20 protein-coding genes are annotated in these 24,689 nt (G+C 51.0%); 16 read left to right on the top strand and 4 right to left on the bottom strand.

Features of this window, described 5'->3' with window-relative positions; all coding sequences use genetic code 11:
- Together SynNOUM97013_RS13065 and SynNOUM97013_RS13070 are read right to left on the bottom strand one after the other, a co-directional pair.
- Complete coding sequence (locus tag SynNOUM97013_RS13065; protein WP_186480165.1) at positions 1-2,124, bottom strand: PP2C family protein-serine/threonine phosphatase; 2,124 nt, start codon at positions 2,122-2,124, stop codon at positions 1-3.
- Positions 2,125-2,210: 86 nt separating this feature from the next.
- The gene (locus SynNOUM97013_RS13070; protein WP_186480166.1) at positions 2,211-4,064 is read right to left on the bottom strand and encodes an alpha-amylase family glycosyl hydrolase; all 1,854 of its coding nucleotides are present in this window, start codon (positions 4,062-4,064) and stop codon (positions 2,211-2,213) included.
- Positions 4,065-4,485: 421 nt separating this feature from the next.
- On the opposite strand from SynNOUM97013_RS13070, the gene SynNOUM97013_RS13075 reads away from it, so the two are divergent.
- The 7 genes from SynNOUM97013_RS13075 to SynNOUM97013_RS13105 all read left to right on the top strand — a co-directional run bounded on the left by SynNOUM97013_RS13075 (position 4,486) and on the right by SynNOUM97013_RS13105 (position 12,663).
- Entirely contained in the window at positions 4,486-5,088 is a 603-nt protein-coding gene (locus SynNOUM97013_RS13075) for a DJ-1/PfpI family protein (RefSeq protein WP_255442817.1), read from the top strand.
- Positions 5,089-5,128: 40 nt separating this feature from the next.
- Entirely contained in the window at positions 5,129-6,958 is a 1,830-nt protein-coding gene (locus SynNOUM97013_RS13080) for an AGE family epimerase/isomerase (protein WP_186480167.1), read from the top strand.
- A gap of 13 nt (positions 6,959-6,971) precedes the next feature.
- On the top strand, positions 6,972-7,298 hold the full coding sequence (locus SynNOUM97013_RS13085) for an STAS domain-containing protein (RefSeq protein WP_186480168.1): 327 nt from the start codon (positions 6,972-6,974) through the stop codon (positions 7,296-7,298).
- A gap of 5 nt (positions 7,299-7,303) precedes the next feature.
- Complete coding sequence (gene glgX / locus SynNOUM97013_RS13090) at positions 7,304-9,412, top strand: glycogen debranching protein GlgX (RefSeq protein ID WP_186480169.1); 2,109 nt, start codon at positions 7,304-7,306, stop codon at positions 9,410-9,412.
- 39 nt (positions 9,413-9,451) lie between these two features.
- Complete coding sequence (locus SynNOUM97013_RS13095) at positions 9,452-9,778, top strand: STAS domain-containing protein (protein WP_186480170.1); 327 nt, start codon at positions 9,452-9,454, stop codon at positions 9,776-9,778.
- Positions 9,765-10,241, top strand: a complete 477-nt coding sequence (locus tag SynNOUM97013_RS13100) for an ATP-binding protein (protein WP_186480171.1) — start codon at positions 9,765-9,767, stop codon at positions 10,239-10,241. Before SynNOUM97013_RS13095 ends, SynNOUM97013_RS13100 begins: the two co-directional genes overlap by 14 nt.
- A 463-nt stretch (positions 10,242-10,704) precedes the next feature.
- On the top strand, positions 10,705-12,663 hold the full coding sequence (locus SynNOUM97013_RS13105) for a SpoIIE family protein phosphatase (RefSeq protein ID WP_186480172.1): 1,959 nt from the start codon (positions 10,705-10,707) through the stop codon (positions 12,661-12,663).
- Positions 12,664-12,794: 131 nt separating this feature from the next.
- Here SynNOUM97013_RS13105 and SynNOUM97013_RS13110 read toward each other — a convergent pair whose 3' ends face one another.
- Positions 12,795-14,291: a carbohydrate porin gene (locus SynNOUM97013_RS13110; protein ID WP_186480173.1), complete on the bottom strand. Its 1,497-nt coding sequence runs from the start codon at positions 14,289-14,291 to the stop codon at positions 12,795-12,797.
- A 323-nt stretch (positions 14,292-14,614) separates the two neighbouring features.
- Between SynNOUM97013_RS13110 and aspS the strand changes: the two genes are divergently transcribed.
- From aspS to SynNOUM97013_RS13140, 6 genes are all read left to right on the top strand, one after another.
- A complete protein-coding gene (aspS, locus tag SynNOUM97013_RS13115) occupies positions 14,615-16,450 on the top strand; it encodes an aspartate--tRNA ligase (protein ID WP_186480174.1) in 1,836 nt (611 codons plus the stop codon).
- Positions 16,451-16,533: 83 nt separating this feature from the next.
- Positions 16,534-17,664 carry an RNA polymerase sigma factor, RpoD/SigA family gene (locus tag SynNOUM97013_RS13120; protein WP_186481649.1) on the top strand — a complete coding sequence of 377 codons (1,131 nt, stop codon included), beginning with the start codon at positions 16,534-16,536 and terminating at the stop codon, positions 17,662-17,664.
- Between the two features lie 36 nt (positions 17,665-17,700).
- Entirely contained in the window at positions 17,701-18,183 is a 483-nt protein-coding gene (locus SynNOUM97013_RS13125) for a Dps family protein (RefSeq protein ID WP_186480175.1), read from the top strand.
- Positions 18,184-18,289: 106 nt separating this feature from the next.
- Positions 18,290-19,969, top strand: a complete 1,680-nt coding sequence (locus tag SynNOUM97013_RS13130; RefSeq protein WP_186480176.1) for a CTP synthase — start codon at positions 18,290-18,292, stop codon at positions 19,967-19,969.
- A gap of 14 nt (positions 19,970-19,983) precedes the next feature.
- Positions 19,984-20,589: a 7-carboxy-7-deazaguanine synthase QueE gene (locus SynNOUM97013_RS13135; RefSeq protein ID WP_186480177.1), complete on the top strand. Its 606-nt coding sequence runs from the start codon at positions 19,984-19,986 to the stop codon at positions 20,587-20,589.
- Between the two features lie 34 nt (positions 20,590-20,623).
- Positions 20,624-21,232, top strand: a complete 609-nt coding sequence (locus SynNOUM97013_RS13140; protein ID WP_255442819.1) for a M23 family metallopeptidase — start codon at positions 20,624-20,626, stop codon at positions 21,230-21,232.
- A gap of 21 nt (positions 21,233-21,253) precedes the next feature.
- On the opposite strand, the gene SynNOUM97013_RS13145 is transcribed toward SynNOUM97013_RS13140, so the two are convergent.
- On the bottom strand, positions 21,254-21,799 hold the full coding sequence (locus tag SynNOUM97013_RS13145) for an ecotin family protein (protein ID WP_186480178.1): 546 nt from the start codon (positions 21,797-21,799) through the stop codon (positions 21,254-21,256).
- Between the two features lie 27 nt (positions 21,800-21,826).
- Here SynNOUM97013_RS13145 and queC point away from each other — a divergent pair, with 27 nt between their 5' ends.
- From queC to SynNOUM97013_RS13160, 3 genes are read left to right on the top strand one after another with little or no spacing between them, the layout of a single operon-like run.
- On the top strand, positions 21,827-22,507 hold the full coding sequence (queC, locus tag SynNOUM97013_RS13150; protein WP_186480179.1) for a 7-cyano-7-deazaguanine synthase QueC: 681 nt from the start codon (positions 21,827-21,829) through the stop codon (positions 22,505-22,507).
- Positions 22,504-23,817, top strand: coding sequence for an anthranilate synthase component I family protein (locus tag SynNOUM97013_RS13155; RefSeq protein ID WP_186480180.1), 1,314 nt, complete (start codon positions 22,504-22,506; stop codon positions 23,815-23,817). Before queC ends, SynNOUM97013_RS13155 begins: the two co-directional genes overlap by 4 nt.
- Positions 23,814-24,650 (top strand): aminotransferase class IV, encoded by an 837-nt coding sequence (locus SynNOUM97013_RS13160; protein WP_186480181.1) that lies wholly within the window; start codon positions 23,814-23,816, stop codon positions 24,648-24,650. Before SynNOUM97013_RS13155 ends, SynNOUM97013_RS13160 begins: the two co-directional genes overlap by 4 nt.
- The last annotated feature ends 39 nt before the right edge of the window (positions 24,651-24,689 follow it).

The following is a 24,689-nucleotide window of genomic DNA, read 5'->3' on the forward strand; positions in this document are numbered from 1 at the left end:
TTATGGACCGTTCCATTTCCAAACCATGACAGTCAAATCGTCAAATTGTTCTTCATCGCCCTTGAAGTCGTCTACGTCACTGAGAATAGAATTCATTAAATCTGAAGGACTGAAATCAGCACTCTTCATCAATAGCTTCAGAAGCCTCTCGAGGCCCCAACCCTCGTTGGAAGGACCACGAGCATCCACAAGACCATCGCTATAAATCACTAATGAATCACGTGGCTGCAACTGTAAAGACGATAAAGAGTATTGAGCACCATCAAACAATCCAATGGCTGGACCACCAGTCGCATCTAACTTGGATAAGCCAGAAGAACCAATCAAAAGAGGTGGTTCATGACCGGCACCAATATAAGAAACATAGCCCGTCGTCGTATTGATCGCAGAGATAAATACGGTGGCAAACATCATTGAGGAATTCTGATTCGAAGCCATATAGCTATTAGTTTGCTCAATCGCCAGACGAATGCACTCGGAAGCGATTTGATCAGCTTGAGCGTGGCAAACACCATGCATAGATTCACCTTCATTAAGACGAACCGAGAGGTCTAACAATTTGGAACGAATCAAGCTCCGAAAAACTGACATATACAATGCAGATGGGACGCCTTTATCGCAAACATCAGCAACAACAAGAAAAACATGCTGACCCGCTTGAACCATGTCGTACCAATCCGCGCCGATGGTCAACGCAGGACGTGAGAAAGCTTCAACCTGGTAGTGAGATGATTTGGGGAGATCAGTCAATAGGAAGTCAGCCTGGATAGCCTTGGCGGTATCCAACTGCGTTTCGGTGACGGCAAAAGAGGTTGCTTGAGCCAGAAAAACTTTGAGCCGATTAGCTGCACTTTGAATATCGCGAAAGAGGCCACCCATCTCGTCATTGGCAGTAATCGGAAGCTCAACATCAAAATCACCGTCACTAATGCGATGCAATGCTTGGCCAGCTAATGAAATAGGAGAGGTGATAGCACAGGCCCTAGATCTAACAATCAAAAACGCAAGCAGAATACTCGTAAGGCCAATTGACAAGAGAATAATCCCCAAATTGCGCATGGCAGTCAAGTAACGATTCTCATTAAGGAGAAGAACGATTGACCAAGCTGAATCAACTTGAGAAGTGAGGACAAGATATCGGTCGTCTTCAATACCGATCGATTGAAATACATCCTTCCCTCTCATTGCGGTTGCAATGACGGGATAAAGGCTTGCATATTTAGAGGATTTAATGTCTTCAATATCAGGAATTGACAGTGGCTGAGACCTATCTCCTGGAAAAAGAAGTTGACCTGTAGTATTGCTAACTAAGATCAAAGCACTTTCAACTCCATCGGGATCATTTAGAAAATCATTCTGTTGTGATTCGCCGGATAAAAGTGCAAGACGTTGATCTGTAAATAATTCATAGAGTCCAGTGTCTGCGGCAAGCTTTTCAAGTGGAATGCACATCACAAGGATGCCAGAAAGATCATTCCGAACAGGAACCGACATCACAGCTGTTTGATCGATAAGATCTTGAACAGGTGCGACTACATTTATATCTTTCTGTAGAGTGCCTTTCTTAAAAACCGGCTGAGCAATATTTAAACACCCCTGATCAGTCGTGCGAGACATCACGCTCTGATAAGTCGGATAGCCTCGTAATGCAGCCTGAAAATAAAAACGATTCAACTGATTGGCTTCAGATGCAAGCTTTTGTGGAGGACTAATCGTGCCGGTATAGGCAAGAAGTTGAGGCGCCAATGAGCTTGCGGTCCAAAAACGCCAAAGCCGCCCTGGTTCTGAAACATTCAGACGATCAAAGCTAGCTTGAATATCTTCGGCACGTGCTTGACGAAGTGCGGGAGCCTGAGACAAATAGTTTAAAGAAAAAGAAACTCCAGTTCCCCATTCTTTAAGGCCATAAGATATCAGCTCAGCTTCAGCCTGCAGGCGTCTCTGACCAGCTTTATAAATTCGAGCAAGGACAAGCTGATGAACAAGTACAAAGCCAATTCCCAACGTAGGCACTAATGCAACAGCAATACCTACTGTCAGTTGATCTCGAATTGAGGAAACATGCAGCCGTGAGAAGAGGCTATCTAGAAAACGATGACGTTCTTTTGGTTGCAGCTTAGTCATCCCAAAAGTGTAAGATCAGAACAAAAGTCATGCAACACTCTCGTATCAATGTCGCAGCTTGAAAACAAGAAGATTGACACCATGCATTAACGAAAAGACCAAAGAGCGTCAACTTTTTGTCGTCCGGACGATCCCAGCAAAAAGCGCCTAGGGAGGATAGCTTCATAAGCAGGATCAACCGAATCACCAATCAATACAAACTTGAATTGGATTTGCTGGCCAACACTGGCGTTAAAGGCGACTTCACAAATCCAAGTGTTCTGATTGACATATTCCATTCCATAGCCGCAATCAAGATCCCAGATTCCAAGTTCAGGACAATCACCTAACAAAATCACAGACTGGCCAGGTAACGTCTCCAATCCATTGAGCTGAAAGGTCACCACGAGAGTACCGTCGACACGTTGCCCCGCGGAACTGAAAAGATAGGCACCAGCGCTTGGGACGTTGAGATGGATTTTTCCATCCACAGCAAAGAGTTGCTCATTCGTTAAAATACAAGACAATTGCTTGGAACGAAGAGGGCCAGGCAAATCCAAGACAATATTAGTCTGCGGGCCTTTATTCAATACACATAAAGCAAATGAGTCACGATAAGAACGAAGAAATGCGTAAATATTCTCAGATAAATACAACTGGCGATGTGACCCAAAAGTAAGAGCTTGATTGCTTCTTCGTGTAGAGATTAATTTCTGAATCAGAGAAAAGCCTGAACTTGTAATGTCCCACGATTCCATCATAGGTCTGTTATATGGATCACCCCCGCCATCTGTTTGATTGACAAGATATTGCTCTGTACCATAAAAAATACAGGGAACTCCGCGAAGACAGAAGAGCAATATCAAAGCTTGTTCTAATGAGCGCTCATCATCACAGACAGACAAAAATCGAGGCATATCATGGTTATCAATAAACGTCACAAGCTCGTTCGCTCTGTGATAGACATGGTCATACGTCAACAAAGTTTCTATTAACTGGAAACCACCTGGCTCTTGACCAGAAAAAGCAAATCGAATCGCATCACATAAGCCAAAATCAAGAATTGACATTCCTGATTGATTGGCATAATCCACAGTTCTCTGCTCCCAAGGCTTTCCGAAACCATATTCGCCGAACAAAAACAACTCTGGCTTGTAAGCCTTCATATCAGCTGTAAATTCCTGCCAAAACCAGATAGGCATGTGCTTGATAGTATCAATACGCAATGCGTCAACGCCCAAATCAAGCCATTCAATAATTGCAGATTTAATATATTTCCTGTATTCCGGGTTGCGCTCATTAAAGGTGGCAAGTCCGCACATCTCGCCATTGATCAATTGATACTCATCCTCCCAATCGGTAATCTCAGCGTTATGGTGATAAAATCCACTAACGTCATTATTAAAATCGCACAAAAGATTACCATCATCAAACACAATACCCTTGGATCCGTTCACATCAGGTGAGCTGTGGTTACAAACGACATCAAGAACAAGCTTAATGTCATTGGCATGAAGAGCATCAACAAGTTGACATAATGTAGAGGAATTATGAAGACTATTAGGCTCATCAGTAGGCAAGAATCTAGGATTAATTCGCTTGAAGTCTTTTGTCCAATAACCATGCATTGGTGCACGGTCAAATTGCATATCGTCAACCTGCTCAAACAGAGGTGAAAGCCAGACTGCTGTAATTCCAAGCTGTTTAAGATATGGAATTTTTTCGATAATTCCCTTAAGATTTCCACCCCAATATTTTCCCCATTGCGTCCAAGTCTTGTCATATAAGCCCTGTTTTGAACCTCGGTCCCAGACTCCTTGTCTCTCCTCTTCATCGCTGGTAGCGTCATAAAAGCGATCGACGATAAGAAAGTAGATCACCTCCTCTCGAAATTCACGCTCAGTGATGAACAGACCACGCGTGGTCTGATCAAGCCCAGATGTTGAAAATTGAAGATTCATTGTTCAAAGCAAATGGGTGAAAAGATAGAGAAGGCGCGGGAATGCTCTGACAGTTACAATGATTCAAAACAAATCAAGCTGTCAAATTAAGAGGATAAAGACATCACATGTAAAGAAGACATCGTAAAGAGTCGCGTGGAACTACCAAGAATAGACGAGTTGCACAAGTAGCACATTAAAAATCACCTGGCAAACGTGAGAGTACGCTTAAAGACAATTGTATTCTCGCAATCATGGCAATTACCGAAGCGTTAGACACAAGCAAGAGGTAGAGGCAAGGCTCCTCTACTTATTTTTAGATTTGAACGAATAAAAAAGAAAACTGTATCAACGTCAACACAAAGAGACCATGCCAGAAGTGTCTATTAATTTTTTTTGCAAACAAGTCGCCAGCAGAGTCTATCGCTAATGTTGAATTGGCTTGGTCATTTGGAGCATTAAATTGACCCACAAAGTTCTAGTGCTAATTGAAGAGCATTATGACGAAACTGAGTTTAATGTCTTCAATGACTTCTTCCCAAGCAATGGCATCGAAGTTGAATATGCTTCGTACCTATGGGGAAATGATTCATTAACGTTTGAAGGGAACGACAAAACGAGCAAAGTCGAGGTTACGCAATGCGTTAGCAAGACCAATTTAAGTAACTACAAAGGTCTGATTCTCATTGGTGGATATGCCATGGATCGACTGCGCTACGAAGAAAAGTGCAAAGCAGTCAATCAAGCACCTGCTGTTGTTCTGCTACGCAAAGCAGTTGAGATGATGGATCAAGGATCAATAGCAATTGGGACCATCTGCCATTCGCTTTGGCTATTTTGTGCAGATCCGAGACTAATTAAAGGAAGAGAAGTGACATGCGCACATAATATTGTCTGCGATGTCGAAAACGCCGGTGGAAAAATAATTAATACGTCTGGGACCAATGTTGAGTTACATCAACAAGGATTATTGATTACAGGAAAACATCCAGGCTGCGTTGATGTTTTCGTAAAAGCTTTTAAGGATGCTATTGAAGCGATCTGATTTTCGACGAGAAGTCTAAAGCCACATTCACTCTCAAACAATGAACGACCTTTCCTTCACTTTCTCTGATCTGATCTCTGGGTACGTCACCTCGTACAACGAGAATGAAAAACTCATCGGAATTAAAACTTCAGATGGAAGAGAATTTGAGGCAAAGCTCACAGGTAATTCGTACGCGAAATTAAGCCAAAACTTAGGTGAAAGCTGGCCTGATCGATCAGGTCAACTAGACAAGCTCTTAGTTCCAGGGCAAATGATCTTTGTCTATGGAACTTTCTTCCCAGAAGACAAAGTCAAATTTGAAGTGAATTACATCATCTTTGCAGGTGATGCAAGGGATGAGTATCGCTATGCCGATGAGCAAGGCTGGTGGATCAAACAAATCGATCAAATCGCATCATCCTATTGTGAGTGGCAATTCAATGCTCCAGAACAGGATATTGATTACAATAACTATCGAACAATCATTAACCTGACAGGGGGGAAAGAAGAAGAGGACTATCTCCAGGAAACAGACACAATTTCCAGGATGGTTTACGGCATGGCATGCGCATATATGTTGACTGGAAAAGATTTATATTTAGATGCAGCTGAAAAAGGAACCGAATATTTACGAGACAAGATGCGCTTCACGGACACTGATACAGGTTTAATCTACTGGTATCACGGTCAGAAAGTCAGCAGTGGCGGTGAAGAGCAAAAGTTATTAGTTTCAGAATTCGGTGATGACTATGACTGCATTCCGGCTTACGAACAAATCTATGCTTTAGCTGGTCCAGTTCAAACCTATCGAATCACTGGAGATCCACAAATTCTCCGAGATGCTGAAAAAACCGTTGATTTGTTCGACGAATGTTTTAAAGACAAAGAAAAAGGTGGATATTACTCGCATATTCATGCTGTAACACTCAGTGCGCACGATAAAAGCTTAGGCCGCAATCAGGCGAAAAAGAACTGGAACTCCGTTGGTGACCATGCGCCCGCGTATCTCATCAATTTATGGCTGGCGACTGGCGAAGAGCGATACAAGACGATGCTCGAGGATACATTCGATACGATTACGAGTCATTTCCCAGACTACGACGAAAGTCCCTTTGTCCAGGAAAAATTCTTCGACGATTGGAGCAAAGACCAAACATGGGGATGGCAACAGAATCGCGCGGTTGTTGGGCACAACCTCAAAATAGCCTGGAATTTAATGAGGTTTTATGCCGAAATGGGCAAAGACAAGTATGTTGAGATCGCACAAAAAATAGCGTCTTTAATGCCTAAGGTGGGTTACGACGCTCAAAGGTTTGGATGGTACGACGTTGTTGAAAGAGTACTTGGAGAAAACGAAAAGTATCACCGTTATGCATGGCATGATCGCAAAGCATGGTGGCAACAAGAGCAAGGAATTCTTGCTTACTTAATACTGCAAGGACATATGCCAGAGAATCAAGATTATAAAAAGTATGCGGAAGAGTCCGCAGCTTTCTATAACGCTTTTTTCTTAGACAATAACGATGGGGGCGTCTACTTTAATGTACTTGCGAACGGTGTTCCGTACTTAGTTGGAACAGAAAGGTATAAAGGGAGTCATTCGATGAGTGCTTATCACTCAACTGAACTGTGTTTCCTTTCAACAGTCTATATCGATCTAATGATCAAAAAACGACCACTTGATCTTTACTTCAAGCCAATGCCTAATGGCTTCAAAGACAGATTACTAAGGGTAGAACCGGACATCCTTCCTAAAGGTTCTCTGTATATCGGTAAATGCGAAATTGATGGACAAGAACATACAGATTATGATTCACAGTCAATGACGATTAAGCTTCCCGAGGCCGATCATCGACTAAAAGTCAAAGTCACAATCAGCACAAAGTGAGGAGGATCTAATCATGGATATTCAAACTGAAACGTTTAAAAACTGGCAAGTGATCAAGGTTAGTGGGCAAATTGACTCAAAAACAGTGGTCAAACTTAGAGATTTCATCGATTCAGAGCTTAAGACTAACCAACCCGTTGCTCTAGAACTCACAGACGTGCCATTCATGTCGAGTGCTGGCTTACGTACACTCTTAACTCTTCAACGAAAAACAAAAGAGCTTAATCTCGATCTGGCTCTGATCGGCCTAGGAGAGGGGATTGCTGACACGATGAAAGTGACTGGTTTTTATCAGTTTTTCACCGTCTACGAGTCACTTGAGGCAATTCCTGGAGCCTAAGAGAGATGAATCACGAAAGAATTGACAATCTACCGACTGATACGCTTCAAGGTTTTCGGACCAGGCCAGGAAAACCTTTGCCCTTCGGTGTTTCTCACGTTCCAGGTGGCCTAAATTTCTCAATCTATACTTCTGCAGGAACGGCCTGTACATTGGTACTTTTCAGTCGAGAAAGCAACACATGTCTGACTGAAATCAAAATCCCCGATCACTATCGAATTGGTGATGTTTACTCGATTATTATCTATGATCTTGACGATGAAGATATTGAATATGGCTTCAGAATAGATGGCCCCAATGCACCACAAGATGGCTATAGGTTTGATCCAGAAAAAATCTTAATGGATCCATATGCAAAAGTCATTTCAGGAAGAGATCGGTGGGGAGAAGAGCCCCATTGGGACAATCCATACCAGTATCGATCGCGTATTGCATTTGATGACTTTGACTGGGAGAGTGATCATCCGCTTGAAATAAATGATGCTGATCTTATAATTTATGAGCTTCACGTACGATCATTTACCAAAAGTGAATCTTCCAAGAATAAATTTAGAGGTACCTATGCAGGTATTGTAGAAAAAATCCCCTATCTCAAATCACTGGGCATTAACGCTGTTGAATTAATGCCAATTTTCGAATTTGACGAATTTGAAAATTCGAGAATTCATCCAGATACCGGAGAACGGCTGTACAACTACTGGGGCTATAGCACGGTTGGATTCTTTGCTCCCAAAGCCGGACTCGCAGAGTCAGGACGTTTTGGTATGCAAGTTGATGAATTCAAGCAGTTAGTGAAAAAGCTCCATCAAGCGGGTATTGAGGTCATTCTTGATGTTGTTTTTAATCACACGGCCGAGGGGAACGAGCGAGGTCCGACAATCTCTTTCAAAGGGTTAGACAACAAAATATACTACATGCTAACGCCAGAAGGATATTATTTTAATTTTAGCGGAACAGGTAATACTCTTAACTGCAACAACCCAGTCGTAAGAAATTTAGTTCTTGATTGCCTAAGATATTGGACATCTGAATACCATATCGACGGATTCAGGTTTGACTTGGCAAGTATATTAGGACGCGATCCGTGGGGTGCACCCCTCAGTAATCCACCGCTACTAGAATCGCTCGCCTTTGACCCAATTTTATCGTCGTGCAAATTAATTGCAGAAGCCTGGGATGCTGGTGGCTTATATCAGGTCGGTACATTTCCTGCATTTGGACGATGGTCTGAGTGGAATGGAAAATATAGAGACACCCTAAGACGCTATTTAAAAGGTGATGACGGCCAACTGGGTGAAATGGCTCAAAGAGTTCAAGGATCCCCTGATCTCTATCAATGGAACGGTCGGTCACCGGCGACATCGATTAATTTCATTACCTGCCACGATGGATTTACTTTGGCAGACTTAGTTTCCTTTAATGGAAAGCATAATGAAGCAAATGGAGAAAATAATCAAGATGGTGGGAATGACAATTACAGCTGGAATTGTGGCGCTGAAGGTTGGACAGATGACAGCAATATCCTCTCACTGCGAAGCAAACAATGCATGAATGCTCTCAGCATGCTGATGACAAGTAGAGGAACACCCATGTTACTCATGGGGGATGAATTTGGAAGATCACAACAAGGAAATAACAACGCTTACTGCATTGATTCACCACTCACATGGGTTGACTGGAATTTATTAGAAAGCAATCACTTGCTTTTTGAATTCACACAAAAACTAATTCGCTTCAGGCATGTGCATCCATGCTTGCGCATCAACGACTTTACCCATCATGGAAGTAAATACTTTCCAAGCTGTAGCTTCCATGGCACATCGCCTTGGCAGGTCAATTGGTCTGATGATTCAAAACAACTTGCATGGCTTATGAGCTGCGACAAATCAGAAAATGATGACACTGACACTGTTTATGTTGCCACAAACACCGCTCACTATGCGACATGGTTTGATTTACCCTCATTACCCAATGGCTATGAATGGCATTTAAATTTCAATACTGGGGACAGCAAAACTCCCATGATTAATAAGTCCTCGCCATTCAGAGATCAAGGCATCCTAGTCGGTGAAAGATCCGTCGTTATTTTTTCTGCGTCTCGATCCGAGACGTAATCTCAAAAAAACCATCAAGCAATTTCAGGATTTTCAACCATGACACTTGCAATTAATGTCACCAAAGCTGAGAATTACGTGACCATGACTCTGAGTGGTGAAGTTGATACAAAAACAGCCCCAGATCTTTTACAAGAGCTGACCGCACTTGATTTACATACTCTTAGTCAATTACGTCTGGAGCTTGCAGAGGTTGGCTTCATGAGTAGCGCAGGACTCAGAGCTCTTGTTTTTGCAAAACAAAAAATGCCTCATAGCTCAAGTCTGTATGTCATCGGAGCTTCAACAGTAATTCGAGACACCATCACAAAAACCGGACTGGCTCAAGCAGTTGTCATGGTGGGCGCAGAGGGTGAAATTAAATGATATGGATAACACGATAAACAAACAAAAGCCAGAGAAATATGAAGCACCAGCATCAATGGAATTTTGGGATAATTTTACTGATTTCGCAACTGATCAGATCAAGCATTCTCCACTCGATGAATCACGTGCCTACAAATTGAGGCTGGCATATGAGGAATTAATTTCTAACATTATTCGATATGCAAATAATGCAACTGATCAGGAAGGTGACTTCGCCAGGCTAGAAGTGTCTTTGAGTATCAAAACCATTGACTCTAAGCCATGGCTGATCTTACAGACCAAAGACAATGGTGTTCAATTCAATCCAAACTTTTACAATCGATCACCAATTGATACCGAGCAGCCAGTAGCCGAACGACAGATTGGCGGGCTCGGAATTTTTCTGATTGAGCAATCAGTGGACAAGGCCACATACGAGTGGAGAGACAACAAAAACGTATATCAACTAAAAATGAGTTGCTGAACAACTTAAAATAATCGATTTAAATTGATTGCTTGACAATGCCAACAAATTAGTCGTTAAAGCCAGCCAGTCAGTCAGCAATAGCAAAGGTCATATTTTAATTTTTTGAAAGTACGCAATCAATGGTTAGCCATAATGAGTTGCAGGATTACACTTGGAGCCAGCATTATTTAATTCTCTGAGGATGCAAAAATTAAAGCCCGAAAATTCATAAAAGACTAATTAATTCATTATTGGTGATTTAAAAACGTCCATGTCAGCAAATTAATATTTCAGGGGGAAATCAAACAAGCTTGTTCAGGCATTTATTCCTAAGCTGTAGATAAAGACACGGGAAATGCTCTTTAACACCACCCCGTCCGTGCGCCAAAAGTATTGGCTCGTCGTTGTGGCGGGCTGTCTAGGTGCTTTCGCCAATCTGCACCCATACGAGCTGTACGTCAATACGAGTTTGACGCTTGGGATGAGTATCGGACTTTTTATCCTCTTCGTCGCCAGAGGCTGGTGGGGATTCGCGGTGGCAATCCCTGCAGGTTTAATGAATATAGATTTTCTAGGACGTTATTACTCATTCATTATCTACATGATTGAGATATTAGTTCTAACACTATGCATCAATAGTCGCCATGGAAATCGCTTACTAGAAAAAGGTCATATTATTATTATTGGTTTTCTATTTTGGCTGGCAATAGGAGCCCCTTTACATTATCTGTCTCACTACTTTCTGGTTGGACTAACCCACAATGAAGCCTTTACACTGGCAGAAAAAGCACTGTTGAATGGTGTCGTCAATATATTGATTGCATTCATTGCTTATTCAGCTATTTCCTTATTTAAAAATCAACGGAAATCCAAAAGAGCGCAAGTCTCTATTCAGGCCTTAACACTTTCAACCGTTTACAGCCTGATTGTGTTTATTTCATTATTCACAGCTTCTGCACTCTTTAATAATGTCAATACAATGCAGGCTAAAAATCTTTCAATATTCTTTCGCGACCAAGCTGCATACATTTTCGACACATTGAGCCTAAGCAGCTCACAAGAGGAGCAAGAAAAAATTATTCAGTATATGGAGTCGCAAAATGTATTTTTCCGTTGGGAGAATTTAAATTCTCCAGGTCAAGTCGTAACGACAAACAATCAAGATATCGATTCAATTATGGAATCTTATAAGCCTTCATCGGTTCGCACACCACTCTCGAGGCTTGCTGCTGAACTAGCAGAGCCACCGAACAAAATTAGGTTGTTGATGCCTCCAAGTGATGACAAAGCACGGCTACTTAAAAAAATTGAGATGAGCTATTGGAAAGTAAGACTCTACAACGAAAATGAAGCTGTCACAATCATTCAGCGCGCTCTACCGAGTTTTAATGCTCTCATTAGTTTTTACCGCAGCATGCTAAATATATTGATCATCAGCCTTGTGATCGGAATCGTTATTAGTGTTGTTATATCAATCACAATACAAAGAGAATTCGTTTCTGTCCTAAAACCAAAAAGCAAGCATGCAAGCGCTAGCATCAAAAAGGAAAGAGCTGCTAATGATGAGGATATTTATCTACAACTTTCACCCATATGTGAAGTTAGTGAACTTGCGAGCAAAGTCAACGAGAGAACAGCAGTCATTGAGGCTAGTAAGGAGCAAATCGAGGAGCTCAACAATATTGCACAACAGCAATTGAGTACAGCTGGTGAAATCCAGCAATGCTTTCTTGGAGTTCGTGACGAATGTGCTGAAGAACCTGATGTCAGTCTCTTTATGCGCCCTGCATACAATGCAGGTGGAGATTGGTACGATATATTTGAGGTTAACAGTAAGACCTATATTGTTGTCGCAGATGTTTGTGATAAAGGAGTGGGTGCAGCACTCTTTATGTCTGTGTTTCGAAGCCTCATTCGATATTCTGCAGAGTCACTCTGCATTCAAAATCCCGAAACGACAGAGCCACTGGATCAAGTCATAGAGAGCGTCAATAATTATATGAGCACGAAACATGCTGCTACTACTATGTTTGCCACTGTATTTTTAGCCTGTATCAATAGGGATCTCAAACAACTTGATTACGTACTAGCAGGCCATGAACCACCTATCCTCCTGAGCTCGAAAGGAGACAGCTACGAATTTGAATATTCTGGGCCAGCGATTGGTTTATTTCCAGACACAGATTATTCAATTGGAACCACTAAATATGATACTGGTTCAATACTAGTGGGCTACTCCGACGGAGTTGTCGATGCTCGGAACACCGAGGATATTTCTTACGGACACGAAAGGTTGATGCAGCTAATTTTAAAACTCAAAAAAAGTGACTCGAATCTAAAAGCCAAAACAATCACTGATACTCTTGTCCATGAACTTGATGAGCATATTGGTGAAGCAGCTCAATTTGATGACATAACTGCTGTGGCAGCTATCCTGTAATTATATTAATCAAGTGTGCTTTGATTGAAGACAGTATTTAGAAGGAAAGTTAGCTTCAAACATATCAGTTCTCACCCATTAGAAGCCAGTCTCAAACAACTTTCATTGCCAATAGAAAGCCAAGGTACGCGCTAGAAAAACAACCAAACCTGAAATCCTGCAACAAATGCAGGTGAGGCATCAGGATCTCCACCACGATTCATAATTAATTGGACATTAGGCATCAGTTTGATACTTTGGTTCAGGTTAAAACTATAGTTAACTTCAGTAGACCATTCAGTACCGGGTTGATATGTATCTGGATCCAAACCAGGCAAAAAATAATCACTATTAAAGGAGGCATAGCTCGTTCCAACACTGAATGTGTCGAAAGGTCTTTGAGGGAACAAACCCTCAATCACAAGACCCGCTTGTCCACCTGAGAGAAAATCTTGGACATTGGGATTCAATCCCACACCGCCACTCAAGAAAACACGATGATCCAAACCCAAAGAGAACCCTGGAATCTTCAAGCTAAGAATTCCATAGGCACCATTATTTTGAGATTCGGCAGACCCTAGATCAGCCACAGCCTGATAAGATCCTGACCCAAACCAACCACCAAGAGTCATCGTCCCGGCCGGCAAGTTGGACTGATAAATTGCATTCGCTTGATCGCGAGAGGAGACCTTTAAAGCGCGGGTTTGCTGATTGAGTTGAACAGGAATTTGTGCATCTATAACGATTGGGACACGCAATTCCGCAAAGTGAGCAACTCCATTTCCTTGGTTGAACCGAAAATCCATACCATGATATTTAGGAGCAAATGTGTTCGGAGCAATCTGATAAATTCCATATCTTAAGTTCGCTTTGTTTGAATCGCCAAACGCAACAACTGCACCGTAGCTATTGAAAGGATTGCCAGGTATGTCAATCATCGAGGGGACCCCTTCTGCCCAACCACAAAGACCAAAACTAGAAAAATAACATTGGATGGGATTAACAGTAAAATCTTGAGCTTGCATCAATTTTCCTAATTTGACCATAGAGATGAGCTCACCTTCCGCTTGATATTCCAAATTCAAATAATTGAGCCGTGCGATCGGGCCATTGCCAAAATTCCACTGTGTGTTGAGCTGATTCGGAATCGATGACGAAAGGATCTGACCTGCACGCTGCGTAAAAAGAGCGTTGATAGCAATCTTCGATTCAAAAGGTTGATGATCGTGCTGTTCATGCACACTCGATTTTTGCTGCTGAGGAGAAAGATTGCTTACCGCCTTCAGAGGCATCAAACGAAAACCTAAATTAATCAGATTTGACGACGTTGGCTGAACCGGAGGAGAGGAAAACGACGCGTTATTTTGGCTCAGTATCGACGCATTAAGTTCAAACCAATCCGGTGTCGACAAAGCTCGGTTTAAATTCCATCCCTCTTTCAATGAAATAATCGGAAGCACTTGGCTCGATTGCCGATCTTTAAGACGTTCAGATTTGTTTTCTTGATCCGTTGTTAGATCCGCCTCAATCTCACCGCGATGCTCCCGACCAGAGTGACCTTGCTGATCGCTATAAAAAGCATTCTCAGCACGAGAATTCTGTGCTGCTGAAACAGTTCCCGCCACACCCAAGGCAAAAAGCCAAGCCAACAATCGACCTCGAGGGATGCAGGCGAGCTTGGAATCATTCAGGCCAAGAAAAAACAAATCATTCTCCGATGATTCGGATTAATTTTAGACCGTTTATTGATGAAAAGGACGACTAAATCAAGCAAGTTCAAATTCTCTACTGGCAACACTTTTGAGGCGTCCAGGGCTATTGAGACGCGGTCATGTCACGTTCAGCTTCAAGGGATGCCCCAATAGGAAAGTGCCGCTCAGCGATGAGCCACCCAGCTGCTCAGCAACCAGCCCACTCCATCAAGCAGCCAGCAAGGTGGGACAATCGCCAACTAACTTCACCTGTTTTCACCATGCGCAGCAACGGTTGCGGCGACCTGCGCGAGCAGACCATCGACAAGCAGGTGCAACTGTGCGGCTGGGTGGACCGACGCCGTGATCACGGTGGAGTGATCTTCATTGACCTCAGAGACCGCAGCGGCACGGTGCAGATCACTGTTGATCCTGATCTGGGAGCAGAGGCGTTCGCGGTCGCCGAGCATCTCCGCAGCGAAACCGTGCTGCTGGTTGAGGGGAAAGTCCGCGCCCGTCCTGCCGAATCCCTCAACGACAAGCTGGCCACGGGGGCCGTTGAAGTGCTGGCCAGCAGCATCTCTGTGCTGAACAGCGTCAAGGGCAACCTGCCGTTCCCCGTCTCGGTGCACGACGAGGAAAACACTCGCGAAGAGTTGCGACTGCGTCACCGCTATCTGGATCTGCGCCGCAAGCGCATGAACGACAACCTACGCCTACGGGCCCAGACCATCCAGGCCGCCCGTCGCTTCCTGGAGGACGAAGGCTTCATCGAGGTGGAGACCCCGGTGCTGACTCGTTCCACCCCGGAAGGTGCACGTGACTACGTGCTGCCAAGTCGGGTCTGCGGCGGCGAATGGTTCGCCCTGCCCCAGTCCCCTCAGTTGTTCAAGCAGCTGCTGATGGTGGGCGGCATCGAGCGGTACTACCAGGTAGCCCGCTGTTTTCGCGACGAGGATCTGCGCGCTGACCGCCAGCCGGAATTCACCCAGCTGGACATCGAAATGAGCTTCATGGATCAAGAGCAGATCCTGGAGCTAAACGAAGCGCTGATCTGCTCCATCTGGAAGGCAGTCAAAGGCATCGATCTGCCGCGGCCCTTCCCGCGCATGACCTGGCATGACGCCATGGAGCGCTACGGCACAGACCGGCCCGACACCCGCTATGGCATGGAGCTCACCAACGTGAGCGACATCGTCAAGGACATGGGCTTCAAGGTGTTCAGCGGCGCCGTGAAATCCGGTGGCGCGGTGAAGTGCATTGCGGTTCCCGGCGGCAATGACGCCCTTTCCAACGTGCGCATCAAGCCTGGCGGCGATGTGTTCAGCGAGGCTCAGAAAGCCGGTGCCGGTGGCCTGGCCTTCATCCGAGTTCGGGATGGCGGCGAAATCGACACGATCGGCGCCATCAAGGACAACCTCAGCGATGCGCAGAAGCAGGAGCTGCTCAGCCGCACCGGCGCGGAACCCGGCACCTTGCTGCTGTTCGGAGCCGGCGACACCGCCACGGTGAACAAAGCCCTCGACCGGGTGCGCCAGTACTTGGCCAAAGATCTGGGCATGGTCAAGGCCGACCGGGACAACGACCAGTGGAACTTCCTCTGGGTGGTGGACTTCCCGATGTTCGAGTTCAACAGCGACGAGAACCGCTACGAGGCATTGCACCACCCCTTCTGCGCCCCCAATACCGAGGATCTCGGCAGCGATGCGTCGAAGTGGGCCGACACCCTGCCGGGTGCCCGGGCCCAGGCCTACGACCTGGTGCTCAATGGCCTTGAGCTCGGCGGTGGCTCCCTGCGCATCCATGACTCCGCCCTGCAGCGCCAGGTGTTGCAGACCGTTGGATTACCTCTTGAGGAAGCTCAGGAGCAGTTCGGCTTCCTGATGGACGCTCTCGATGTGGGTGCACCTCCCCACGGCGGCCTGGCCTTCGGTGTGGACCGAATGGTGATGCTGCTGGCCGGCGAGGAATCGATCCGCGACACCATTGCCTTCCCCAAAACCCAGCAAGCGCGCTGTTTGATGACCAGTGCACCGGGCGGCGTGGCCGACAAGCAGCTCGAGGAACTGCATGTGGCCAGCACCTGGGTCAATCCAAGTGAGGAAGACCAGAACTAGAACCCGAACAGAAACCGGCGTTTCCGAGCACTGAGCCTCGGATGGATCAACCCTGGAAGAGCAGTCAGCCTTCCAGGGTTTTTTTGTCCGACAAACCACGATCGACGGGACATGCCCCGATCCGCTGGAGCGGCGGCAATGACCTGCTCCGCCTGTATCTGCAGGACATTGGTCGGGTGGATCTGCTCACCAGTGAGGAGGAGGTGACCCTCTCGCGCCAGGTGCAGCAACGGGAGAAGCTGCTGGTGCAAGAACGTGATCTGAGCACTCGGCACGCAGCGATCCGGGTGCTCCTGGACCTCGAGGAACTTCAGCTGCGTGAAGCCAATCAGGTCAGCCACTGGCCCACCCGGCAGGAATGGGCACGGGCTGCTGCACTGCCACTGGAGGAACTCAACCATCAGCTCAATGAGGGCTACACCCTCTGGGCGGATGAAGTTGGGCTAGAAGCCAAGGAGCTTCAGCGACGACTGCGGGAAGGCCGCCGAGCCAGGGATCGAATGATCCAGGCCAACTTGCGCCTGGTGGTGGCCGTGGCCAAGAAATATCAGCAACGGGGCATGGAGCTGCTTGACCTCGTGCAGGAGGGCACCCTCGGCCTGGAACGGGCGGTGGAGAAATTCGATCCCACCCGCGGCTTCCGCTTCAGCACCTACGCCTACTGGTGGATCCGCCAGGGCATCACCCGGGCCATTGCCACCCAGAGCCGCACCATTCGCCTGCCGGTTCATGTCACCGAAAAGCTGAACCGAATCAAACGGGTGCAGCAGGAAATCGCTGCAGAAAAAGGGCGTCTGGCCTCCGTGAGCGATCTGGCCAAGGAGCTCGGACTCAGCGAAGAGACCGTGCGGCAGACCCTCGCGCGCGTTCCTCGGTCTATCTCCCTCGAAACCCGGGTCGGCAAAGACCAGGACACCCAGCTGGGAGATCTGCTGGAAGACGGCAAGGCCACACCAGAGCAAACACTCACCCGTGATGCCCTCCACGACGATCTAGAACTGCTGCTCGACGAACTCTCACCGCGGGAGGCGGAAGTAATCCGCAGTCGCTTCGGCCTGGAAGACGACCATCCCCGCACCCTGGCGGAAATTGGCGAAGCGATGGCACTGTCACGGGAACGGGTGCGTCAGATCGAGACGCGCGCCCTGCTGAAACTGCGGCAACCGCAACGACGCTCCAAGGTGCGGGATTACATCCAGGGCCTTGATTCCTGAGCCCACGCCTCTCCATCCACCGCACAGCCCACCACCATGTCCAGCGCACCCCAAATCGACATCGGCATCGACCAGGCTGAACGTGAGCAGATCACGGCCGGGCTGAGCCGACTGCTCGCTGACACATACGTCCTCTACGGCAACACCCACGGGTTCCATTGGAACGTCACCGGTCCGATGTTCAACACCCTGCATCTGATGTTCATGGATCAGTACACCGAGCTCTGGAACGCGCTGGACGTCATTGCTGAGCGCATCCGGTCCCTTGGTGTGGTGGCACCGCACGGTGGGTCGACGCTGGCGTCCCTGGCCTCCATCAAGGAAGCCCCGCAGCAACCGGCCGCCCTCGACATGGTGCGTGAACTCGTGGCTGGCCATGAAGCCGTGGCCCGCACGGCCCGCAGTGTGTTTCCCCTGGTGGAAGCGGCCAGTGACGAACCGACGGCCGACCTGCTGACTCAACGATTGCAGGTCCACGAAAAAACGGCCTGGATGCTGCGCAGCCTGCTGGAAAGCTGAAGCCCGGGCTCAACAGAACGCAAGGCACGTGCGATCGCAGGCTGGAGGCCTTCAGCACCGCCAGATCAGAGGGTCCTCGGTAGATTGAAGAATCGCCCGAGGGTTCATGGCCAAGTTCGTCTTCGTCACCGGTGGAGTGGTCTCCAGCATCGGGAAGGGCATCGTGGCCGCGAGCCTGGGACGGCTGCTGAAATCACGTGGATACAGCGTTTCCATCCTGAAACTGGATCCGTATCTCAACGTGGATCCGGGCACGATGAGTCCGTTCCAGCACGGCGAAGTATTCGTCACCGAAGACGGCGCCGAGACCGATCTCGACCTGGGGCACTACGAGCGTTTCACCGACACAGCGATGTCACGCCTAAACAGCGTGACCACGGGCTCGATTTATCAATCGGTGATCAACAAGGAACGCCGTGGCGACTACAACGGCGGCACGGTTCAGGTGATTCCACACATCACCGGTGAAATCCGCGATCGCATCCACCGCGTAGCGGCCAACAGCAATGCCGATGTGGTGATCACCGAGATTGGCGGCACCGTCGGTGACATCGAATCGCTGCCGTTTCTGGAAGCCATTCGTGAATTCCGTGGTGATGTGGGTCGCCATGACCTGGCCTACATCCACGTCACCCTGCTGCCCTACATCGGCACCTCCGGAGAACTGAAGACCAAGCCCACCCAGCACTCGGTGAAGGAGCTGCGTTCGATCGGCATCCAACCCGACGTGCTGGTGTGCCGCAGCGACCGGGAGATCAACGACGAGCTCAAGCGCAAGATCGGGGGCTTCTGCGGGGTGCCGGAACGGGCGGTGATCCCGTCGCTCGATGCCGACAGCATCTACGCAGTCCCGCTCACCCTGGAAGACCAGGGGCTCTGTCGTGAGGTGCTGGATGTGCTCCAGCTGGAGGATCACGACAGCGACATGACCCGCTGGGCGCAGCTGGTGCACAAACTGCGCAACCCCGGACCCACCGTCAAGGTGGCCCTGGTGGGCAAATACGTGCAGCTCAACGATGCCTACCTTTCGGTGGTGGAAGCGTTGCGGCATGCCTGCATCGCCCAGGACGCTTCCCTGGATCTGCACTGGATCTGCGCCGAACAGATCGAAGCCGATGGAGCTGACACGCTGCTCAAGGGCATGGATGCGGTGGTGGTGCCTGGCGGCTTCGGCAACCGCGGCGTCGACGGCAAGGTGGCAGCGATCCGCTGGGCCCGCGAGCAGCGGGTGCCCTTCCTTGGCCTTTGCCTGGGCATGCAGACAGCCGTGATCGAATGGGCCCGCAACCAGGCCGGGCTCAGCGGTGCTTCCAGCGCCGAACTCGCCCCCGACACCACCCATCCGGTGATTCACCTGCTGCCGGAACAGCAAGATGTGGTCGACCTGGGCGGCACGATGCGCCTTGGGGTCTACCCCTGCAGGATCGCCGAGGGCTCCATGGCCGAACGGCTCTATGGCGATGAAGTGGTGTATGAGCGCCATCGCCACCGCTACGAGTTCAACAACGCGTACCGCAATCTGTTCCTGGAGTCGGGCTACCGCATCAGCGGCACCTCCCCGGACGGACGCCTCGTGGAACTGATCGAACTGCCAGGCCATCCCTTCTTCACCGCTTGTCAGTACCACCCCGAGTTCCTGTCACGGCCCGGACAACCGCACCCGCTGTTCCGAGGTCTGATCGAAGCGGCGCAGCAACGACTCCCCTCCAGCCCCAGTGAAGCGTTGCGGCAGCAGAGCAATGCCAGCGTCGTGAGCAGCACCCCTCAAGGCAGCCTCAACCCTTGAGTGTTGAGCGATCCATGACCAGCCTGCCTGTGGTGGAGACCTTTCACTCCCTGCAGGGAGAGGGTTTGCATGCAGGTCGCAGCGCCTTTTTCATCCGCTTGGCCGGCTGCAATGTGGGCTGCAGCTGGTGCGACACCAAACACTCCTGGCCGGCAGAATCCCACCCCCAGCAAAGCGTCGACAGCCTTGCCACAGCAGCTGCCCAGGCTGGGAAGGCCGGCGCTGCCTTTGTGGTGATCACAGGAGGAGAACCGCTGCATCACAACCTTGATGCCCTCACCGCTGCCATTCGGCGCGGCTGTGATTTGCCGGTGCACATCGAGACCAGTGGCGTCGACCCACTCAGCGGAGCAATTGACTGGGTCACGCTCTCTCCGAAACGGCATCGCCCACCGCTGCCGGAGCTACTTACCAGTTGCCATGAGTTGAAGGTGGTGATTCATGAACCGGACGATCTGCTGTTCGCTGACGTCGTCTCCGCTCAGGCTCCACAGGCGCAGTGGCTTCTGCAACCGGGCTGGGACAGCCAGGAAGGACAGCAACTGGCTGTCACCAAGGCACAAGGCGATGGCCGCTGGCGCTTGAGTCTGCAAAGCCATAAGTGGCTCGGCGTGCGCTGAATCGATACAACAAGCGCGAGCCATTGTCGTCGTCATGCAGGGCATCCATCGGCCGCTGTTCCCAGCACTGACGCTGGCGTTAGCACTCAGCCCTGGCATCGGCGCACTGAAAGCGCAGCCACTGCCACCGGAACGCATTCCTGACCGCACCGGAGTCTCGAACCTGGCCTTGCTCAGCAGTTCCCGTCCCCGGCAGCTACCGCCCTCACACCGACCCTTCCTTGCCGGACAGACCCTGCAAATGGTCTATCCACTACCGTTTCCAGCTGAGGAGGTGCAGCCCTACGGATGGCGCTACTCCAACCAACGCCAGCGCTGGCGCATGCATGTCGGACACGACCTGATTGCGCCCGCAGCAACACCAGTGTTGGCGATGCTCTCGGGACGCGCACAATTGGTGCAAGCGATCGATGGCTACGGCCTGACGGTGTTGCTGGACCATGGTCGCGGCTGGCAGACGGTGTATGCCCATCTGCAATCGGCTGAGGTGCGACCCGGTGCACTGGTGAAAGCGGGCGAACCGATCGGGCGCGTCGGACGCAGCGGATTCGCCAGCACCGACCACCTGCATGTGGAGCTGCGAAGGCTGGACGGTCAGCAGGCTTACGCCTTGGATCTTGGACCGCTACTGCCCCATCACTGACAGCACGGTGAGCACCGTCCCTCAGAGCTTCACTGCCTCCTGCTGGCGCGTTTCCGCTTTCCAGACACGCCAACGCAGCTCAGCACCCTTGGGGAGGTCAACCACGATTGGCCAGGAGGCGTTGTAGGGAACCAGATAGGGCTGCTTGCCCAACGACAGGAAAGAACGCTTGGTGGGTTCGTCTGCAGGACAGGCCTTGCGCGTGCTGACCACCGCCATCGGTCCCTGCACCTCAAACAGCGCCTTGCCGGAAGCCTCAGGAAGCATGCGCATGGTCATCCCTGGGCCTGAGAGCCGCTGCACGTTGCAATCCAGGTCAACCTCCTGGCCGACGATCAGCTGGATGCGCCAGTCGATGGGCCGAGCGGAAATGATCGGATCCGAACTTTTGGGCAACAGACCCGAGGGCTGAATCACCCAACGCTGCAGCCCCGGTGCCGGTGCGGGATAGCCGCTCAGATCGAGACGAGGAACCGCTGCCGCAACCGTCGGCGTCAGCAGCAGCAGGGCCAGGCCGGATCCCGCGGCGGTGATCGGGGTCAACGGAACATGCGCGGACTTCGTCATCCCCTTCCGGGCAACAGAATGCACAGCATGACCGATTTCTCTGCGATCGCCTTGCTCTCCGGCGGGCTGGATTCCGCCACAGCGGCGGCGCTGGCGCAGGAAGCCGGCGGACGGGTGATCGGATTGTCGTTTGACTACGGCCAGCGACACCGACGCGAGCTGCAGGCGGCAGCAGCAATCGCTGACGATCTCAAGCTGGCGGAACACCACACGATCAGCGTGAACCTGGCCAGCTGGGGGGGGTCCTCACTCACGGACAGCGCGCAGGATCTGCCGGTTGATGGCGTGCAAGACGGGGTGATTCCCAGCACCTACGTACCCGGCCGCAACACGGTGTTCATCAGCATCGGGCTGAGCCTGGCGGAAGCCCGCAGCGCTGATCGTCTGGTGCTGGGGGTCAACGCCGTGGACTACTCCGGTTACCCCGACTGCCGGCCGGACTACCTGGAGGCCTTTCAGACCCTGGCGGATCTCAGCAGCAAGGTGGGCCGCGAAGGGCGGGGCCCGCGCCTGTGGGCACCACTGGTGGAGTGGAGCAAGCAGAAAATTGTGGAAGAGGCACTACGCCTGGGGGTCCCGATCGAACACACCTGGAGCTGTTACAGCGGCGGTGATCACCCCTGCGGCGTCTGTGACAGCTGCCGGATCCGCGATGCCGCGCTGCGGGAGGCTGGTCGGCCTGATCTCTGCAGCACCGCCAGCCGATGACACTGCTGCGCAGGCGATTGCCATGGCGTGAACCGGCTGAAGTCGCGGCTGTTCTGGCCCGCCTGCATGGAGAGCAGGGCCTCATCTGGCTGGACGGCGATGGCGGCGAACTTGGACGGCGCATCACCCTGGCGGCGGACCCTCTGGAGCAGCACTGCTGCCGCGGCCTGCCTGGCGATCCCGAGGCCACCAACCCCTTCAGCAGGCTGCGACAACTGAGCCCTGGTCACTGGACGGGCTGGCTGAGTTACGACGCCGCGGCCTGGACCGAACCGACCAACCCCTGGCGGCCTGATGCCATGGCCAGCCTCTGGATCGCGCGTCACGACCCCGTTCTGCGCTTTGACTTGCAGAGCAAAGAACTTCACCTCGAAGGCATCGACCCCATCCGCCTTGCCGCGATGGCGCTTCGACTGGAGACCCACCCAGTCGAAGCGATTCCACCCGAAACGACCGCAACACAACCGCTGGGTTGCCGATGGCACCGCCACAGCGACCGCGACGCGTTCATGGCCGGGGTGACGCGCATCCGCGAGCTAATCGCCAGCGGAGATCTCTTTCAGGCGAACCTCACCGCTTGTGCAAGCGCCACTCTTCCAGAGCACACGAGCAACCTGGCGCTCTACCAACGCCTGCGCCACCGTTGCCCCGCCCCCTTCAGCGGTCTGCTGGTCGGCAGCGGCGGCGCCGCAGGCGAAGCCGTGCTGTCCACCTCACCGGAGCGGTTTCTGGAAGTCTTGCCTGATGGAGCCGTGCAGACGCGACCGATCAAAGGCACCCGTCCACGCCATCCCGATCCAGGCATCGACGATGACCTGGCTGCCGAACTGGTGTGCAGCGCCAAAGACCGTGCCGAGAACGTAATGATCGTGGATCTGCTGCGCAATGACCTCGGCCGTGTGTGTGTCCCAGGATCCGTGCAAGTGCCGGATCTGGTGCGCCTGGAGAGTTACGCACGCGTGCACCACCTCACCTCCGTGGTCACCGGTCAGCTGAAAGCCGGCACCACCTGGGTGGATCTGCTGGAAGCCAGCTGGCCGGGCGGCTCCATCACAGGAGCACCCAAGCTGCGGGCCTGCCAACGCCTGCAGGAGCTGGAACCGCTGGGACGTGGTCCCTACTGCGGATCAATCCTGCACATCGACTGGGACGGCCGCTTCGACAGCAACATTCTGATTCGCACCCTGCTGCGCAAGGAGGCTGACCTGCGCTTGCATGCCGGCTGCGGCATCGTCGCCGACTCGGATCCCGCCGCCGAAGCCGACGAATTGGACTGGAAACTGCTGCCGCTGCTGGAGGCGCTCACATGACCCCTGAAGCACTGGCGTGGCATGACGGCCAATGGGGAGACAGCCACAACCTCCATCTGCCGCTCTCCGATCGCGGCCTGCAGCTGGCGGATGGGCTGTTCGAAACCGTGCTGATCCTTCACGGCAAAGCCCAACTGCTCCCGGCCCACCTGCAGCGCTGGCATCAGAGCGCGGCGCTGCTGGGGATGGCCACACCGCCAGATCAGGCCGTGCTGGACCCCTTGATCGACGACGCCATTGAGCGGGTCAATCTCAATCTCGGCAACAGCGCGGGTGCCCTGCGACTGAACTGGAGCCGGGGCAGCGTCGCCGGTCGCGGCATCGGCCTGCCCCAGGAGCCGCCTGATGCCACGCAGCATCGCTTCTGGTTAACACTGCAGCCCCATCAGCTCTGCTTCTCGCTGGCAAAAGCCTGGATCTGCACGCAGGAGCAGCGCAACGATCGCAGCCTGCTCAGCCGTTGCAAAACCCTGGCCTACGGCCAATCGATCCAAGCCAGGCGGGAAGCGCAGCGCCATGGAGCCGAGCTGGCACTGCTGCGCAACACACGTGGAGACCTCTGTTGCGGCGACAGTGCCAACCTGCTGGTGCTCCGTGAGGGCGAATGGATCACACCGCCACTCAGCAGTGGCTGCCTGCCTGGTGTGATGCGCGCGCAACTGCTCCAGCGTGGGTTGGCTCGGGAAGCCACGCTGGGCGCTGAACTGCAATCCGGCGATCAGGCGCTGCTGATCAACAGCCTCGGCTGCCGAGCCCTTCAGGCGGTCAATGGCCAAGCGATGACCGCTGATCTCCCGGCAGAAACGCTGTGGCGCCAATTGATCAGCTCCTGACACGGACGGCTGCCACGCGTTGACTTCATTGCCAATCTG

The organism is Synechococcus sp. NOUM97013 (genome assembly GCF_014279815.1).
Classification (GTDB): domain Bacteria; phylum Cyanobacteriota; class Cyanobacteriia; order PCC-6307; family Cyanobiaceae; genus Synechococcus_C.